Genomic DNA, 14,849 nt, shown 5'->3' on the forward strand with positions numbered 1-14,849 from the left:
ACTTCGTCTATATTTCACATTTATTCAGCAAGCCTTAATTATTGCCGGTGGGATAATTATTGCCGGTGGGCGAACGCAGTTCGCCCCTACAAAATCGACCCGCCGTGAGGCGGGAAAGAAAAGAAAGAGAAAAAATAGAGAAAAAGGGTAAAAAGGGAAAAAAAAAGGATTTTAGTGATTGCCTTACCCCCTCAGATGCTTATGGATTGTCACAACATTGACTTTCCCCCGCTAACCGCTCGCGCGGTTAGCGGGGGATTCTCGGTTCTTAGGCTATAGAGCGACGGCATTCTCTGGCTCAAAAGAAAAGGCTCTTTATAGTTTATCATCGGCAAATCGATCACCTTCGGGCGATCGAATTCTGCAAAGAGCCACTACAAACGACCGACTAACAAGCATAAGCCCACCTTATCACCCCAACAAGAAATACTTTTGTCAAACCCCTTTACAAACCGATACAAACTCTCTAAGATAGAGACATCATCAATCGTACCTCGATAACTTAATAGGAATCATAAACCAATGACCACCACCTTACAACAGCGCGAGAGCGCTTCCCTGTGGGAGCAGTTCTGCCAGTGGATCACCAGCACCAACAACCGTCTTTATGTCGGCTGGTTCGGTGTGATCATGATCCCCACCCTGCTCACCGCCACCACCTGCTTCATCATCGCCTTTATCGCCGCTCCTCCTGTAGATATCGACGGTATCCGCGAGCCTGTAGCTGGTTCTCTACTCTACGGAAACAACATCATCTCCGGTGCAGTTGTTCCCTCTTCCAACGCGATTGGACTCCACTTTTACCCCATCTGGGAAGCTGCTTCCTTAGATGAGTGGTTATACAACGGTGGTCCCTACCAGTTAGTCATTTTCCACTTCTTACTAGGTGTCTTCTGCTACCTCGGTCGTCAGTGGGAACTGTCTTTCCGTTTAGGAATGCGTCCTTGGATCTGTGTAGCTTACTCTGCACCCGTATCCGCCGCTACTGCTGTATTCTTAATCTACCCCATCGGACAAGGTTCTTTCTCTGATGGTATGCCTTTAGGAATCTCTGGAACCTTCAACTTTATGTTCGTGTTCCAAGCAGAACATAACATTCTGATGCACCCCTTCCATATGTTAGGTGTTGCTGGTGTGTTCGGCGGTTCTCTTTTCTCCGCGATGCACGGTTCGTTAGTAACTTCCTCCTTAGTGCGTGAAACCACTGAAATCGAATCTCAGAACTACGGTTACAAATTCGGTCAAGAAGAAGAAACCTACAATATCGTTGCCGCTCACGGTTACTTCGGACGCTTAATCTTCCAATACGCTTCTTTCAACAATAGCCGCTCTCTGCACTTCTTCTTGGGTGCTTGGCCGGTAATCGGTATCTGGTTTACGGCAATGGGTGTTAGCACCATGGCGTTTAACCTCAACGGTTTTAACTTCAACCAGTCGATTCTCGATTCTCAAGGTCGTGTAATCGGTACTTGGGCCGATGTGTTAAACCGCGCTGGTATCGGTATGGAAGTAATGCACGAGCGCAATGCTCACAACTTCCCCTTAGACTTAGCTAGTGGTGAACAGGCTCCTGTAGCTCTGACTGCTCCTGCTATCAATGGTTAATTCCTAGTCTGAACGAAAAGGCACTCCCGCAAGGGGGTGCTTTTTTGTTGTTAGAATCATAATATTCAAGGAGAGATTTATTGGCTTGATTGATGATACAAAAAAGTACGAATTTATCAATAGGAGTATTAACCGATGCAACTCGAAGACTACTTTAATTTTTTGACTCCCAATGACATTCGCTTAAAAAACTCCCGCATTGGCATTGAAACTATCTTATATGAATACATTTACCGCGCCCGTACCCCTGAAGAAATCGGGCAAATTTATCCTACCCTTACCCTAGAACAAATCCATGCCACTATTCTCTATTACCTGCACGAAAAAGACCGAGTTAGTCAATATCTGGCAGAATGGCTAGAACATTGTCAAAAAGGAGAACAAGAACAGGATTTGAACCCTCCCGCTTTTGTGGAGAAAATGCGGAAATTCAAGGCGGAAATAGCAGCAGAAAATATCAATGAGTATTCAGTATCTAATTGATGAAAATTTACCGCCGCTGTATCGGGAGCAATTATTGCGCCGTCACTCTGATTTAACGGTTTGGATGATTGGCGAACCTGGTGTTCCGTCGAAAAGCACCTTAGACCCAGAAATTTTAATTTGGTGCGAAGCAAATCACTTTATTTTAGTCACAAATAATCGGACTTATATGCCTGTTCATTTAGCTGATCATCTGGCACAAAGTCGTCATAGTCCAGGGATTTTTGTCTTGCGTCCTAAAGCAACAATCAAAGAGATTATTGAGAATTTAATTCTCATTGCTTTATTAGGCGATGCCCAAGATTATCAAGACCGGATTACTCATATTCCTTTATAAATACTACTTGCTGTTTCTGTTTTATTTTTAGTTGTCTTAGGCGTTGAATCAGGGGAGATGAAGATAAACAATGGTTATTGGAGAAGTTACATCAATAATTAGGATTGAATAATCAAAAAATAACTAAACAGGTATTAATGGATAGTTGGAATGAAGCTTATAGTGATAGATCGGATGAATCAGAAACTTTGATGTTAGAGGGAATACGCCATCATCAACGCCAATTATCTGAGTAAATATGACGATTTTTCAAGGTGATATTTATTGGATTGATTTAGGAGAACCACAAGGTTCTGAACCTGCTTATCTTCGTCCGGCTCTTCTAGGTTCTGTGTGATAAGTTTAATTGACATAGGATCGATCGATCTTTGTGTCCTTTGTGTCCTTTGTGTCTTTGTGGTTCGTTCCACCCCCTCGCTCTTGAGAAATGTATCTTAGAATACATTTTACCCACCAAAGCTGGGAGAGCCTTCGTCCTTGTGTTGTGGTGCAAAATGATGCTCTGAATCAGTCACAAATTGGGACGGTTATTGTGTGTCCATTAACAACCAATTTGAGACGAGCAAAAGCCATTGGTAATGTTTTATTGAATGAGGGTGAAGGGAATTTACCTGAATCCAGTGTTGTTAATGTTTCACAGGTTTTCACGGTTGATAAACGTCTTTTAACGGAGTCTATCGGAAGACTTTCTCAGGAAAAAATCAAATTAATTATTCAGGGAATTAAGTTGGTTATTGAACATCAAGAACTCGAATAATAGGGGGTTATAAAAGGATTTAAAGAATCCATTAACATAAAAAAAGCGTACAGCATCGCCGCTCACGGTTACTTCGGACGTTTAATCTTCCAATAGGCGTTGTCAAATTGAAAGATGATCCGAATCAGCTTGGAACTGAAATTACTTTGATAGCAAGGATTGCATGCCATCTTTCATATTCTGATCTGATACCAAATCCATTTTTAAAAAATGATTATTTATTCCCTCTTTTGCCTATTGCCTATTGCCTGTCCTCATAAATAGCCTATACTCAGCGGATTTAGTATAAAACCCTTACCTCGTCTATATTTCCCATTTATTCAGCAGCCCCTAAATAGGGACAAAAAGCCAAATAGAACAGACAAAAAGCCTGTTCTATCAATTAGGAGAAAAAAACTTAAACGGTCATGATATCTTTTTCTTTTGTCGCTAATAAATCCTCGATTTTGGCGATAAATTTATCGGTGGATTTCTGCACCTGATCCTGTAAATCCCTGGATTCATCCTCAGAAATTTCGTGACTTTTTTCCTGTTTACGGATAGCATCGATCGCATCCCGGCGAATATTGCGGATCGCCACCTTTCCCTCTTCGGCTAATTTCGCCGCTAATTTGACCAAGTCCTTGCGGCGATCGCTAGTGAGGGGAGGGATATTCAAACGAATGGTCTGACCGTCATTACTGGGGGTTAAACCCACGTCCGAGAGAGAAATCGCCTTTTCGATCGCCCCCATACTGGTACGGTCGAAGGGTTGAATGGCGATCGTGGTTGCGTCGGGAGTGCTAATGGTCGCCAGGGACTTGAGGGGAGTTTCCATGCCATAATACTCCACCACGATCCGATCTAAAAGAGAAGCATTTGCCCGGCCAGTACGAATCGTATTAAAAGCTCTCTGGGTTGATTCGACGGTTTTCTGCATATGGTCTTGAACTTCAGCTAACTTCACAGAATCCTCCTACCAATGTTCCAACGGGTTCACCTTTGACAGCGCGAACAATATTACCTGCTACCGACAGATCGAAAACGACTATCGGGATATTATTTTCCTTGCACAGAGCGATCGCAGTTCCGTCCATCACCCGCAGATCATGGGTCAGCACATGACCGTAGGTGAGACTTTGAAAGCGTCGCGCATTAGGGTTGTGAGAGGGATCGGAATCATAAACCCCATCCACTTTCGTCGCTTTAAACACCACTTCCGCATCGATTTCGGCAGCGCGCAGGGCTGCCGTGGTATCGGTGGTAAAGAAAGGATTACCCGATCCCGCACCGAAAACCACCACCCGACCTTTTTCCAGATGACGGATGGCCCGCCGGCGGATGTAGGGTTCAGCTAATTCCTGCATAGCGATCGCCGTTAATACCCTGGTCGGTACTTGCGCTCGTTCTAGGGCATCCTGCAAGGTCATAGCGTTCATGACTGTTGCTATCATACCAATATAATCGGCCGTAGCCCGATCCATGCCGGCCGAGGCGGCTTTCACCCCGCGAAAAATATTGCCCCCACCGACCACGATCGCCAATTGGATGCCTTGGTCAACCACTTCGGAGATTTCCTGGGCGATAGCGGAAACCACCATCGGGTCGATCCCATAGCCGAGATTGCCCATCAGGGCCTCCCCACTCAGTTTTAATAATACCCGCTTGTACGCCATGCCCTTACTACCACTCGCTAAAACAAGATCTAGATAATTTTTGTCTCCCCATAAGATAGCAGGTTTTGGCCTTGATTTAAGCTGACCAGTTTACTCTCCCCCGGGGCCGACAAGTTAAGATTAATAAATCTTTTCCTTGGGAAATTAGTATTTAGTGATACCTTTGTTATTAAGGGAAGCTTAGTTTTATTGAGAATTAATAACCGTGGTCAGCGATCGATTACTATTGGTTAACAAAAACAATCAAAGGGACGCTAAAACCGATACCTTTGATTGGATGTATGAGTTTCAGGATGGAACTCGTCTGATGGGCAAGGTTTGCGGTTACTTAGACCCCGATAGTAATCGTCTTCTTGATCCCGAAAACTGCAGCGCTATCTACCAGAATGCCCAAGGACAAGTGCTTAGTCGTTGGCAAGCTGGAGATTTTATCACTTTTGAACTAACCACCACCGGGGAAGATCTCCTGATCGTGGCTTCTAATGACAATTGTACTGGTAATAGTCTCTGTTTGGTTTCGGGCATTAGTCGCAGCTGCGCTCAAGTTACCGATGAAGGAAAATCCCTTGTCCGGGAGGTTTTTCAATACCCTGCTTGGTCTTTGCAGGGCGATAATAGCATTTCTAAGCCAGCTTTCAGTTGGAATTGTTCCGTATCTCCCTTTTTTCCCTTTGTTTCCCTGCGTTTTAATCTCCAGTCCACCGGCAGCAAAAAGTTCTATCGTTGGACGGTTTCCCCCTATTTTCCCTTTTGTCCCCTCTTAGAAGTGGTAGAATCCCTTGCCTAATTAGGGTTTGCGGCAAAAAGTTTTTCGGTGGGGGCAGGGGGGGTGTAGGGTTTTAGAGATTTTGAGGGGGTCAATTACCTAATTTTCAGGGAAAAAGTCCCTGAATTTTCCACCCGATCACTCCGGGATCTGGTACTTTTTGGAAACCAAAAAGTCTAAAAGTCTTACCCAACAAGGTTTTTAGATTTATTGAGCAAGCCCTAATTAGCCTTCTCTATTCTTTTGCAGATAATCGACTAAGGCCCATAATCCTAGGCGATAACTTTCGGACCCAAAACCGCTAATCTGTCCGATGGCTATATCGGCAATGTAGGAATGATGACGAAAAGACTCACGTTTGTAAATATTGCTTAAGTGTACTTCCACACAGGCCATTTTTGTGCCTAATAGTGCGTCGCGGATGGCGATACTGGTATGAGTATAAGCTCCCGCATTAATCAAAATACCGTGCTGCTGACCCCATGCTTGCTGAATCCAGTCCACTAATTCCCCTTCCTGATTGGACTGATGGGCAGTTAAATTCACCCCTAAACGGGTAGCTTCTTCGCTTAAAAACTGGTTAATCGTCTCTAAATTAACGTTACCGTAGAGATTCGGCTCTCTTTTCCCCAATAGGTTTAAATTCGGTCCGTGCAGAACCAGAATGCTTAGTTTATTCACCAATCTCCCCCATCTAGACCACGAGAATTAATCTTATCTCGATCAGGGACTATTGCCGATCAAGAAAATTTTTGCCGCTACGGTAATCACTGCACCAATAGTAGCACTGAGCGCACCGACAATGATCGGCAGAATCAGACCTCGGAATCCCTGGAGGTCAGAAATAGCTTTAATCATGGTAGCCTGTTCACTTTCCACCTTTTCGAGTCGTTTATCCATCCCTCCGACTTTCTCGGTTAAAGCGACCAATCCTATCGATTTAACTTGTTCGTTTTCCACCTTTTCGAGTCGTTTATCCATCCCTACGACTTTCTCGGTTAAAGTAGCTAATCCTATCTCTACTTTATTTAATCTTTCATCGATTCTGTCAAAGCGCTCATCAATCTTGTCAAATTTTTGATTAACGTCCCTTTGTAGATTATCTATTTTTCCCTCGATCCTGGTCAGAATAGTTTCTAGGGAATAAGTGACGGTTTCTCCGGACATTCTGGTAAACTCCCCTTAGTTTTATCTTGATCCTTCTCCCATTCTCGCTTTATCCATGGGAGACTACCCTTTAATTATCACCCCAAAATGTAGTGCCAGTGTTTGTTTCCCCAGCAGATACCGGCATCTGTCCCCTTTTGTCGATTAAATTTGTTAGATTTTGGAGGAGAAATGTTAACTTATTTTAAAATTTATGCTGACCAGCACTGCTGCCCATCCCGTCGGGGGAACAGATATCGATCGCTTTGATTGTCGTCAAGTTTGGTATCCTATCTACTACGTCAAAGATTTAGACAAAAAGCAGCCCCAACGCTTTACCCTACTAGAAGAGGATTTAGTGATTTGGTGGGACAAAAATCAGCAAGAATGGCGAGTTTTTGAGGATAAATGTCCCCATCGCCTCGCTCCTCTCTCAGAAGGTCGTCTTAACGAAAGCGGACATCTAGAATGTCCCTATCACGGTTGGTCTTTTTCCGGGGGAGGAAACTGTGAATTTATTCCCCAACAACCAGAAAACAGTCAAGCTAACACCTCTCGACGCGCTTGTGTGCGGTCTTTACCCACGGCTATCCGTCAGGGATTATTATTCGTTTATGCGGGTAATCCCGAAAATGCTCCCCTGACTGCGATTCCAATTATTGAACCCCTGGAGGAGGATGCTGATGCTTGGATTTGTTTGGATACCTTCCGAGATCTACCCTACTCGGCCGTCACTTTAATCGAAAATATTATTGATTCTAGTCATGTTCCCTATACCCATCATCTCACCATCGGTAATCGGGCCAATGCCGCTCCTATGGAATTAGAAATTATCGAGTCCAATCGTCAGGGATTTAAGGGAATTTGGCCCGAAGGACCGCGTAAAGGTCAATTAGGTCAGCAATACAGCAATTTTATCGCCCCCGGATTAATTTACCACGATCTCACCTCGGAAAAGTTCGGACGGACTTTAACAGCAGTCTATGCAACCCCCATCCGTCAGGGAGAATGTCGTCTCTTTGCTCGTTTTCCTTTTAAATTTAACTCTAAGCTGCCGAAATTCTTCATTAAGCTTACTCCCACTTGGTATTCCCACATCAATCAAAATGCTATTCTCGAAGATGATCAGATTTTTCTCTACTATCAAGAGCGTTATCTGCAAGCTCGGGGGGATAGTCGGAATTTTAGTCAAGCTTGTTATCTCCCCACCAAAGCGGATTTATTCGTGTTCGAGTATCGCAATTGGGTTAATCAATACCAAGCTGATCCTTTTGCCGGTCAACCTTTCCCCCCCCTACAATCAAAAGAGATTCTCCTGGAACGCTATCACTCCCATACCAAAAATTGTGCTGTTTGTCAAGGGGCTTTAAAAAATATTAATCGTCTCCGGGGGTTAACATTAGCGATCGCCATTATTCTTGGTCTATCTTTACCACTTTTAGCCCTAATTTTCGCTCAATCGGCCCTCCTTCCCGTGACAGTGCTGACAGCATTAACTGTCCTTATGGTGGCAGTTTATTGGCGCTTGGGAGAACTGATAAAACAGTTTTATCAAGGACGGGAATTATTGCCGAGAAATACTGGTAAAAAGTGATAAAGCTGCCGAAAAAGAGCGGAAGTTAGGGAACTGGTTCCTCACTATCCACTTTCGGGGTTTGGTTTTGGAGAGATTGCTGAAGTTCTTGCCAGCGAGTTTCTGCCAGTTGTTTTTGTGTTTGCACTTCTCGGTCATTGGAACGATAACGCAGTGATTCTTGATAAGCTTGAATCGCTCGCTCGTATTGACCGAGTTTAAAGCAACTATTGCCTAAACTTTTCCAGGTTTCGGGGTTATCTTTTTGTCTTTGAATCGCCTGTTGATAGGCGTTTATGGCTTGGGAATAGTCGCCTAAACGATACCAAGCGTTACCGATACCGATAAAAACTTCGGCTTTTTGGGAAGAAATACGGCGAGCTTTTTCGTAGGAGACGATCGCTTCTTGAAATCTTTCCATTTGATGAAGTAATGCCCCTTGATTTAACCAAGCTTGATAATAATTAGAATTGGCCTCAGTTGCTTGCGTAAATGCCTGCAAAGCTTCTGACTTGCGGCCTAATTTTTGCAGAATAATCCCTTGACTATAGTGAGCTTGGGAAAATTGGGGATTAAATTGTCCAGCTTTGCTATAACTTTCTAAGGCATCATTAATTCTATTTAATTGATAGAAACTATTACCTTTTTGATACCAAATTAAGGCATTATCTGGTTCGATCACCAGAGCCTGATCGTAGGCTTTAACTGCCCCTTCATAATCCTCAAGATTCTGTAATGACCAGCCTTTTTTATACCAGATTTTGGCATCATTTTGTTGAAAAGTTAACAATTTTTCCAGAGCTTTTTGGGCGGCGGAATATTGTTGCAGTTCTAGATAGATATCGGCCTTACCTTGCCAAGCTTGACTAGCGGCAGCATTAAGAGATAGGACCCGCTCAAAACTTTCTAAGGCCTCCTGATTTTTGCCTAATTTATCTAAAGCTTCTCCGCGACCGAGCCAAGCTTGCCAAGCGGAATCTGGGTTAATTTGAATAGCTTTCTCGTAGGTATTTAAAGCTTCCGAGTATCTTTGTAAAGCCAATAAAGTATCGGCTTTTCCTTGCCATGCCTCAAGATAATCGGGATTAATTTTTAAGGCTTGACCATAGTAATTGAGGGCATCGGTATAGCGTTTAAGTTGATAAAAAGTCTGACCTTGTTGATAGTAATCAAGAGAATTACGGGAATTTTGCCAATAATTAAAACCTAGATAAGCACCAGCTATTAAGCCAATTGTCCCGGAGACAAACAAGATTTTTGTTAGCCAAGATTTCCCTTGACGAGCAACCTGACCTTGAGGTTTCACATAGGTAGTTTTCGGCTCGAGATGATGAATTTTACCTAATTTTCTCAGATCGATTAATGCTTCACTGGCACTGGTATAACGCTGACGAAAATCATAGCGGATCATGCGCTCGATAACATAACTAAACTCGGCGCTAGTCATGGCCAAATGTTGCCAGAGAATTTCCCCCGTGCGATCATCCAGTGGAATCTCTTCGGGATTTTTAGCGGTTAAAGCTTGTAATCCAATAATACCAGTGGCATAGATATCGCTACTAAAACGCGGATAACCTTGGGCCTGTTCACTGGGGAAATAACCGGGGGTTCCGATAGCGACTGTAGAAACGGTTTTACCTTCTTTAACCACTTGAGTGCTAATTTGTTTGACAGCACCAAAATCAATTAAAACCAATTGATCATCTTGACGGCGACGAATAAGATTGAAGGGATTAACATCGCGATGGATCACCTGTTTCTGATGGACAAATTCGAGAATTGAGAGAATTTCTGTTAATAAAGCCACCACTTTCCCTTCATTTTGCCTATAGACACCGGCAGTAATTTCTCTGGCTAAATCTTCCCCTTCAATGTATTCCTGCACGAGAAAAAATTGCCCATTTTCCTCAAAATAAGCAAATAAACGGGGAATATGACGATGAATGCCCAATTCTTGCAGGATTTTCGCCTCGGTTTCAAAGAGTCGTCTAGCGATGGCTACAGTTTCGGCATCCCGGCACTGGGGTTGAAATTGTTTGATCACACAGCGATTTTGATTGGGTAACTGGCGATCGCAGGCTAAGAAAGTCTGTCCGAATCCCCCTTTTCCCAATTGACGGATAATCTGGTAGCGATGACTAAGGATTTTTCCGGCAGCGAGTTCCATAGACGATGGCAATCCAAGGTTTTTTACTATTCTAGGCTTTTCGGCTTTCTTTTGCGGTCGCTGGACAAAATGCGGCAACTCTCCCATTCTACTTTTTTCCCTATAGAGAGGGAAAAAATTCCCTGTGGAGGGGACTGACATGACAGACAGAAAAAAATAATCTAGAAACAGAGAAGGTTCACTGTTGTTTTTTGAGAGGATAACCGCTATGTCTATCAATCCTGTTACTAGAGCCGGCACAGCTTTACTAATTACCCTGCTCATGGGGTCGATGTCCGGTACTTTTCCCGTCCTCGCTCAAAGTAATGTTAATCGGCCACGTCTGATCGCTCAACAAATCTCGATTCCGGCGGGAACAGTTATCCCTTTGAATTACGAGAAAGCCGATAAAATTTTAGTTTCTAAAAGTGATGTTATTCCTCTGACTTTAACCGTAGCCAGAGATATTCGTGACCGGAATGGGAGTGTGGTGATTGCAGCGGGAAGTGAAGTTAAGGGTACTTTAGAAGCGGCGGGCCGAGGTGTGCGCTTTATTGCCGATGAAATTGCCCTCGATGGGGGTAATCGTACTATTCCCCTCAATGCCACTTCGCGATTAATTACTACCACTGAAACCGTGCGTAAAGGGGCAAAAACTCAAGATATCTTAGCGGGAACCGTCGCCGGTGCGGGGGCAGCCACAGCGATTGCTGCTCTCACAGGCGATCGCAAGATTGAAGTTCTCGATGTCTTAGCGGGGGCAGCCGTGGGAACCCTTGCAGGATGGGGTTTACCGACGGCGGGAATTGTCGGTGGTAGTTCCGCGCAGTTATACTCTGTTAACCCTGATCGAGATTTAAATATTACCCTGCAATCGCCCCTAGTGATCAGAGATTAGTAAACGGCAAACCATCACCAAATCCGCCAGCAGACGGATTTGGTGTCAACTCATTGGTTAAGCTGTTCGTAATTTAAATTGCCTGTTGAGATGAGGCAAGAGGCAACAGTAAAGGGATTGGGGGAGATTCGGCTAATCTAAAAATAAGCGATTTAAATACGTCTTAGCTTATTTCTGGATTTAATCGGAGCGATGGATTTGTTAGATTTTTAATAGTCGGTCTGTCAACCGATAGACAGAAATAGTTAAAACATCAGAATCAGAGATCAAAGTATGAAACTTCCTACAGGGTTACGGCGAACTATTACCCACGCTTTGGCAACTTTTCTGGGAGTTATGCTCGGTTTTAGCAGTTTAGCGGCGGTAAATGCTCAAAATCTGCCCACTGCTGCCACCGATCTGGCCAGAATCCCCCCAGAGATGACGGCGGAAAGTTTTGTCGCTAAGGCAGTGGCCCGCACAGGTGCGGCAGTGGTGCGAATTGACACCGAAGCGATCATTACTCGTCCCAATAGCCCCTTTTTTGATGATCCTTTTTTTCAGCAGTTTTTTGGGGAACAGTTTCGTGTTCCCACCCAGCAGCGAGTGGCGGGCCAGGGATCGGGTTTTATTATCGATGGCAGCGGTTTAATCTTAACTAATGCCCATGTGGTCGATAATGCCGATAAGGTAACGGTAACTTTAAAAGATGGTCGTAGCTTTAAAGGAGAAGTACGCGGTACTGATGAGATCACTGATTTAGCCGTAGTGAAAATTAATCCCCAAGGGGAAAATTTACCTGTAGCCGTCCTCGGCAATTCCTCATCCATACAAGTGGGGGACTGGGCGATCGCAGTAGGCAATCCCGTCGGTCTAGATAATACGGTAACTTTAGGAATTATTAGCACGATCGGGCGCTCGGCGGCTAAGGTGGGTATTCCCGATAAACGCATTGATTTTATCCAAACCGATGCCGCTATTAACCCCGGCAATTCCGGCGGTCCTTTACTCAACGCCCAAGGGGAAGTCATCGGCATCAATACGGCCATTCGTGCTGATGCCATGGGCATCGGTTTTGCCATTCCCATCGACCGGGCCAAGCAGTTACAAGCGACCCTAGAATCAGGTCAAAAGGTGGCCCATCCCTATATCGGTGTGCAGATGGTTAACCTAACTCCCGATTTAGCCCGGGCTAATAATCAAAACCCCAATCCTCCCATGATCGTGCCGGAAGTGTCGGGAATTTTGGTGGTGAAAGTCCTACCCAATACCCCCGCCGAAAAAGCCGGCATCCGTCGCGGGGATGTGATTGTCAAAGCTAATAATCAACCGGTTAGCGATGGCGGTCAGTTACAGGAAATGGTGGAAAAAACTGGAATCGGTCAATCTTTACCCCTCAGAATCAGAAGGGGGGAAAGGGCGATCGATCTCACCGTAATCACCGCCCAAATGTCAAATCAGTAATCAGTTATCAGTAATCAGTAATCAGATGTAAGTTTTCAGTTTATTGTTTACTGTTCACTGAAAAATCCCCCCATCAGCAAATCGGGTTTTTTCCTTGAGATGGTTCTCGGTTTTTGCTCTCGCCCCTATAATCTGTGTGTAAATTAGCTTGATTTCTTTGCGAGGATAATAACTATGGATCCGGCTCAAGTTAGCAATCAAGTGTACTTTATCAGGGATTTAGCGATCAGCTTCGGGGCGAAATTAATCGGGGCGATCCTACTCTGGTTTATCGGTAAATGATTAATTAATCTAGCGATTAATCTGCTCAAAACCAGTTTGGCTAAGGGCAACGTCGATCCTACCATCATTAGATATATCATTTCTTTCATCCTCATTGCCCTGCAAGTTGTCCTGATCGTGGCGATTTTGGGCTTTTTTGGCGTTGAAACCACCTCTTTTGCCGCACTTTTAGCCGCTACTGGTATTGCGATCAGGGCCGCTTGGGGGGGCTGTTGGCCAATTTTGCCGCCGGGGCTTTTCTAGTTATGTTCCGTCCCTTCAAGGTGGGCGATTTTGTCTCTGCGGGAGGTATAACTGGCACGGTGGACGAATTGGGTTTATTTGCCACTACTATTAACACTCCTGACAACATTAAAACTGTAGTCGGCAATAACAGCATTTTTTCTGGGAGTATTCAAAATTTTTCCGCTAATCCCTATCGTCGTGTGGAGTTGACCGCTCAATTAAGTCACGGGGTAAATGTCCCAGAAGCGATCGCTCTGTTAAAGGATAAAATTAGCCGTATCCCCAATGTTTTGACTGATCCCGCTCCCGATGTGGAAATTTTAGAATTTAATCCCTCCGGACTTCTCTTAGCAGTACGTCCCTATTGCAGTAACGATAACTATTGGCAGGTCTATTTTGACACTAATAAGGTTATCTATGAATCCTTCGGTGAAGCGGGCTATCCTATTCCTGCTACCCACACGGTTTTACACAATCGATAGACCGGGTTAAGCGAAGACCAGTTTTGTACAGCTTTTCTGATCAAAATAAAGTATAAACTGATACCAAATCTGTTTTTGTGCGATTAATTCCCAATCCAAGTTTAAAGACCCACTTTCCACTCCCCACTCCCCACTCTCCTATACTTTTTAAACAGGATTTAGTATTTATCCGATTAGTGACGAGAGTAGTCTTCATTCTTCCCTGTCACCCTATTCTATAGCGAGCGGTCAATCGGCTTTGTTGTTCTCTCGCTCATCGGTTCAAAGGTAAAGGGGGTGAGGTGTGGATCTGTTGATGCCGTTTGAGGCTACCAAGAGATGAGTATGTTAAAGTGTACGGACACTTTTTCTGGGATTTAGTTGCTCTTTGCTTCCTCCGCATTTGATAATAAACATAGACAGACGCTAGGGAGATCGATCGATATCTCCATCGGATTCTCGCCATTTTTTTGATAGGAGCTAAATATGAATAGGCTAGTAGAAAAAATTACGGCTATTGTCGAAAAACTACCGAATTTAAAACTATTAATTCTCTTCGGTTCTAGAGCGCGTGGAGAGCATAGACCTGATAGCGATTGGGATTTCGCTGTTTTATACGAGGAAAGAAGCGCTCAAAAGGATATTTCGAGTCTATTGAAAATTTATACACTGCTCGAACAAGCTTTAGAGATTCCCGAGGACAAAATTGATGTGGTTGATTTAAAAGAATGTTCGCCGATCCTCGCTCATTATGTTGCGCGGGATGGTCGAGGGCTCTTCTAGGTTCTGTGTGATCAGCTTAACTTACCATAGGATCGATCGATCTTTGTGTCCTCTGTGTCTGGAGTGGTTCCTTCCACTCCCTCGCCAGCAGGAATGTATCTTAGAATACATTTTACCCACCAAATCCAAGAGAGCCGGTCGAGTTCTATACGAACGGGAAACGGGACTATTCGAGGGATTTAAAGAAAAATTTATCATGAATCCTGAAGAATCGAAAGCGTTATACCGTCAATTACGGAATAATCTAGAGATTTCTCTACGAGAAAAAGGAGTGTAAATGCTATTGAAC

The 14,849-nt window shown here is 44.1% G+C and carries 17 protein-coding genes and 1 pseudogene; 13 read left to right on the top strand and 5 right to left on the bottom strand.

What is annotated here, in order from left to right:
* Nucleotides 1-522: 522 nt before the first annotated feature.
* The 5 genes and pseudogenes from psbA to B5D77_RS06445 all read left to right on the top strand — a co-directional run bounded on the left by psbA (nt 523) and on the right by B5D77_RS06445 (nt 3,182).
* On the top strand, nt 523-1,605 hold the full coding sequence (gene psbA / locus B5D77_RS06420) for a photosystem II q(b) protein (RefSeq protein ID WP_002731626.1): 1,083 nt from the start codon (nt 523-525) through the stop codon (nt 1,603-1,605).
* Between the two features lie 135 nt (nt 1,606-1,740).
* Entirely contained in the window at nt 1,741-2,088 is a 348-nt protein-coding gene (locus B5D77_RS06425) for a DUF433 domain-containing protein (RefSeq protein ID WP_045358164.1), read from the top strand.
* Nucleotides 2,066-2,425, top strand: a complete 360-nt coding sequence (locus tag B5D77_RS06430; RefSeq protein ID WP_106908501.1) for a DUF5615 family PIN-like protein — start codon at nt 2,066-2,068, stop codon at nt 2,423-2,425. The genes B5D77_RS06425 and B5D77_RS06430 overlap by 23 nt, the downstream gene beginning before the upstream one ends.
* A gap of 47 nt (nt 2,426-2,472) precedes the next feature.
* Nucleotides 2,473-2,661, top strand: a pseudogene (locus B5D77_RS28000) (hypothetical protein).
* Nucleotides 2,662-2,852: 191 nt separating this feature from the next.
* Nucleotides 2,853-3,182 carry a type II toxin-antitoxin system PemK/MazF family toxin gene (locus B5D77_RS06445; RefSeq protein ID WP_106908502.1) on the top strand — a complete coding sequence of 110 codons (330 nt, stop codon included), beginning with the start codon at nt 2,853-2,855 and terminating at the stop codon, nt 3,180-3,182.
* 397 nt (nt 3,183-3,579) lie between these two features.
* On the opposite strand, the gene frr is transcribed toward B5D77_RS06445, so the two are convergent.
* Together frr and pyrH are read right to left on the bottom strand one after the other, a co-directional pair.
* Nucleotides 3,580-4,101 (bottom strand): ribosome recycling factor, encoded by a 522-nt coding sequence (gene frr, locus B5D77_RS06450; protein ID WP_371413461.1) that lies wholly within the window; start codon nt 4,099-4,101, stop codon nt 3,580-3,582.
* Nucleotides 4,102-4,114: 13 nt separating this feature from the next.
* Entirely contained in the window at nt 4,115-4,837 is a 723-nt protein-coding gene (gene pyrH / locus B5D77_RS06455; protein ID WP_002732255.1) for a UMP kinase, read from the bottom strand.
* Nucleotides 4,838-5,042: 205 nt separating this feature from the next.
* On the opposite strand from pyrH, the gene B5D77_RS06460 reads away from it, so the two are divergent.
* Nucleotides 5,043-5,624 carry a hypothetical protein gene (locus tag B5D77_RS06460; RefSeq protein WP_008199312.1) on the top strand — a complete coding sequence of 194 codons (582 nt, stop codon included), beginning with the start codon at nt 5,043-5,045 and terminating at the stop codon, nt 5,622-5,624.
* Between the two features lie 204 nt (nt 5,625-5,828).
* On the opposite strand, the gene aroQ is transcribed toward B5D77_RS06460, so the two are convergent.
* Together aroQ and B5D77_RS06470 are read right to left on the bottom strand one after the other, a co-directional pair.
* The gene (gene aroQ / locus B5D77_RS06465) at nt 5,829-6,284 is read right to left on the bottom strand and encodes a type II 3-dehydroquinate dehydratase (protein WP_008199320.1); all 456 of its coding nucleotides are present in this window, start codon (nt 6,282-6,284) and stop codon (nt 5,829-5,831) included.
* Nucleotides 6,285-6,326: 42 nt separating this feature from the next.
* Nucleotides 6,327-6,770 (bottom strand): hypothetical protein, encoded by a 444-nt coding sequence (locus B5D77_RS06470; RefSeq protein ID WP_008199325.1) that lies wholly within the window; start codon nt 6,768-6,770, stop codon nt 6,327-6,329.
* A gap of 193 nt (nt 6,771-6,963) precedes the next feature.
* Here B5D77_RS06470 and B5D77_RS06475 point away from each other — a divergent pair, with 193 nt between their 5' ends.
* Nucleotides 6,964-8,343, top strand: a complete 1,380-nt coding sequence (locus B5D77_RS06475; protein WP_008199331.1) for a Rieske 2Fe-2S domain-containing protein — start codon at nt 6,964-6,966, stop codon at nt 8,341-8,343.
* Nucleotides 8,344-8,368: 25 nt separating this feature from the next.
* Here the strand turns inward: B5D77_RS06475 and B5D77_RS06480 are convergent, their stop codons facing one another.
* Nucleotides 8,369-10,489: a serine/threonine-protein kinase gene (locus B5D77_RS06480; protein ID WP_106908504.1), complete on the bottom strand. Its 2,121-nt coding sequence runs from the start codon at nt 10,487-10,489 to the stop codon at nt 8,369-8,371.
* A 208-nt stretch (nt 10,490-10,697) separates the two neighbouring features.
* Here B5D77_RS06480 and B5D77_RS06485 point away from each other — a divergent pair, with 208 nt between their 5' ends.
* From B5D77_RS06485 to B5D77_RS26985, 6 genes are all read left to right on the top strand, one after another.
* Nucleotides 10,698-11,366: a hypothetical protein gene (locus B5D77_RS06485; protein WP_008199333.1), complete on the top strand. Its 669-nt coding sequence runs from the start codon at nt 10,698-10,700 to the stop codon at nt 11,364-11,366.
* A 273-nt stretch (nt 11,367-11,639) separates the two neighbouring features.
* Nucleotides 11,640-12,809 (top strand): HhoA/HhoB/HtrA family serine endopeptidase, encoded by a 1,170-nt coding sequence (locus B5D77_RS06490; RefSeq protein ID WP_106908505.1) that lies wholly within the window; start codon nt 11,640-11,642, stop codon nt 12,807-12,809.
* A 318-nt stretch (nt 12,810-13,127) separates the two neighbouring features.
* Complete coding sequence (locus tag B5D77_RS26975; protein WP_008199341.1) at nt 13,128-13,334, top strand: hypothetical protein; 207 nt, start codon at nt 13,128-13,130, stop codon at nt 13,332-13,334.
* On the top strand, nt 13,304-13,798 hold the full coding sequence (locus B5D77_RS26980; protein WP_232306150.1) for a mechanosensitive ion channel family protein: 495 nt from the start codon (nt 13,304-13,306) through the stop codon (nt 13,796-13,798). Before B5D77_RS26975 ends, B5D77_RS26980 begins: the two co-directional genes overlap by 31 nt.
* Nucleotides 13,799-14,263: 465 nt before the next feature.
* Nucleotides 14,264-14,560, top strand: a complete 297-nt coding sequence (locus B5D77_RS06500) for a nucleotidyltransferase domain-containing protein (protein ID WP_253257654.1) — start codon at nt 14,264-14,266, stop codon at nt 14,558-14,560.
* Nucleotides 14,561-14,603: 43 nt separating this feature from the next.
* Nucleotides 14,604-14,837 (top strand): hypothetical protein, encoded by a 234-nt coding sequence (locus B5D77_RS26985; RefSeq protein WP_081504687.1) that lies wholly within the window; start codon nt 14,604-14,606, stop codon nt 14,835-14,837.
* Nucleotides 14,838-14,849: the final 12 nt, after the last annotated feature.

The sequence above is a fragment of the Microcystis sp. MC19 genome (genome assembly GCF_003019735.1).
Classification (GTDB): Bacteria; Cyanobacteriota; Cyanobacteriia; order Cyanobacteriales; family Microcystaceae; genus Microcystis.

Excerpts from the sequence above, each read along its gene's own strand:
- B5D77_RS06470 (WP_008199325.1), bottom strand. The coding sequence starts at position 6,770 with ATGTCCGGAGAAACCGTCACTTATTCCCTAGAAACTATTCTGACCAGG.
- B5D77_RS06485 (WP_008199333.1), top strand. The coding sequence starts at position 10,698 with ATGTCTATCAATCCTGTTACTAGAGCCGGCACAGCTTTACTAATTACC.
- B5D77_RS06475 (WP_008199331.1), top strand. The coding sequence starts at position 6,964 with ATGCTGACCAGCACTGCTGCCCATCCCGTCGGGGGAACAGATATCGAT.
- frr (WP_371413461.1), bottom strand. The coding sequence starts at position 4,101 with ATGCAGAAAACCGTCGAATCAACCCAGAGAGCTTTTAATACGATTCGT.
- B5D77_RS06425 (WP_045358164.1), top strand. The coding sequence starts at position 1,741 with ATGCAACTCGAAGACTACTTTAATTTTTTGACTCCCAATGACATTCGC.
- B5D77_RS06500 (WP_253257654.1), top strand. The coding sequence starts at position 14,264 with ATGAATAGGCTAGTAGAAAAAATTACGGCTATTGTCGAAAAACTACCG.
- pyrH (WP_002732255.1), bottom strand. The coding sequence starts at position 4,837 with ATGGCGTACAAGCGGGTATTATTAAAACTGAGTGGGGAGGCCCTGATG.
- B5D77_RS06445 (WP_106908502.1), top strand. The coding sequence starts at position 2,853 with ATGTATCTTAGAATACATTTTACCCACCAAAGCTGGGAGAGCCTTCGT.
- B5D77_RS06430 (WP_106908501.1), top strand. The coding sequence starts at position 2,066 with ATGAGTATTCAGTATCTAATTGATGAAAATTTACCGCCGCTGTATCGG.
- B5D77_RS06480 (WP_106908504.1), bottom strand. The coding sequence starts at position 10,489 with ATGGAACTCGCTGCCGGAAAAATCCTTAGTCATCGCTACCAGATTATC.
- B5D77_RS06490 (WP_106908505.1), top strand. The coding sequence starts at position 11,640 with ATGAAACTTCCTACAGGGTTACGGCGAACTATTACCCACGCTTTGGCA.
- psbA (WP_002731626.1), top strand. The coding sequence starts at position 523 with ATGACCACCACCTTACAACAGCGCGAGAGCGCTTCCCTGTGGGAGCAG.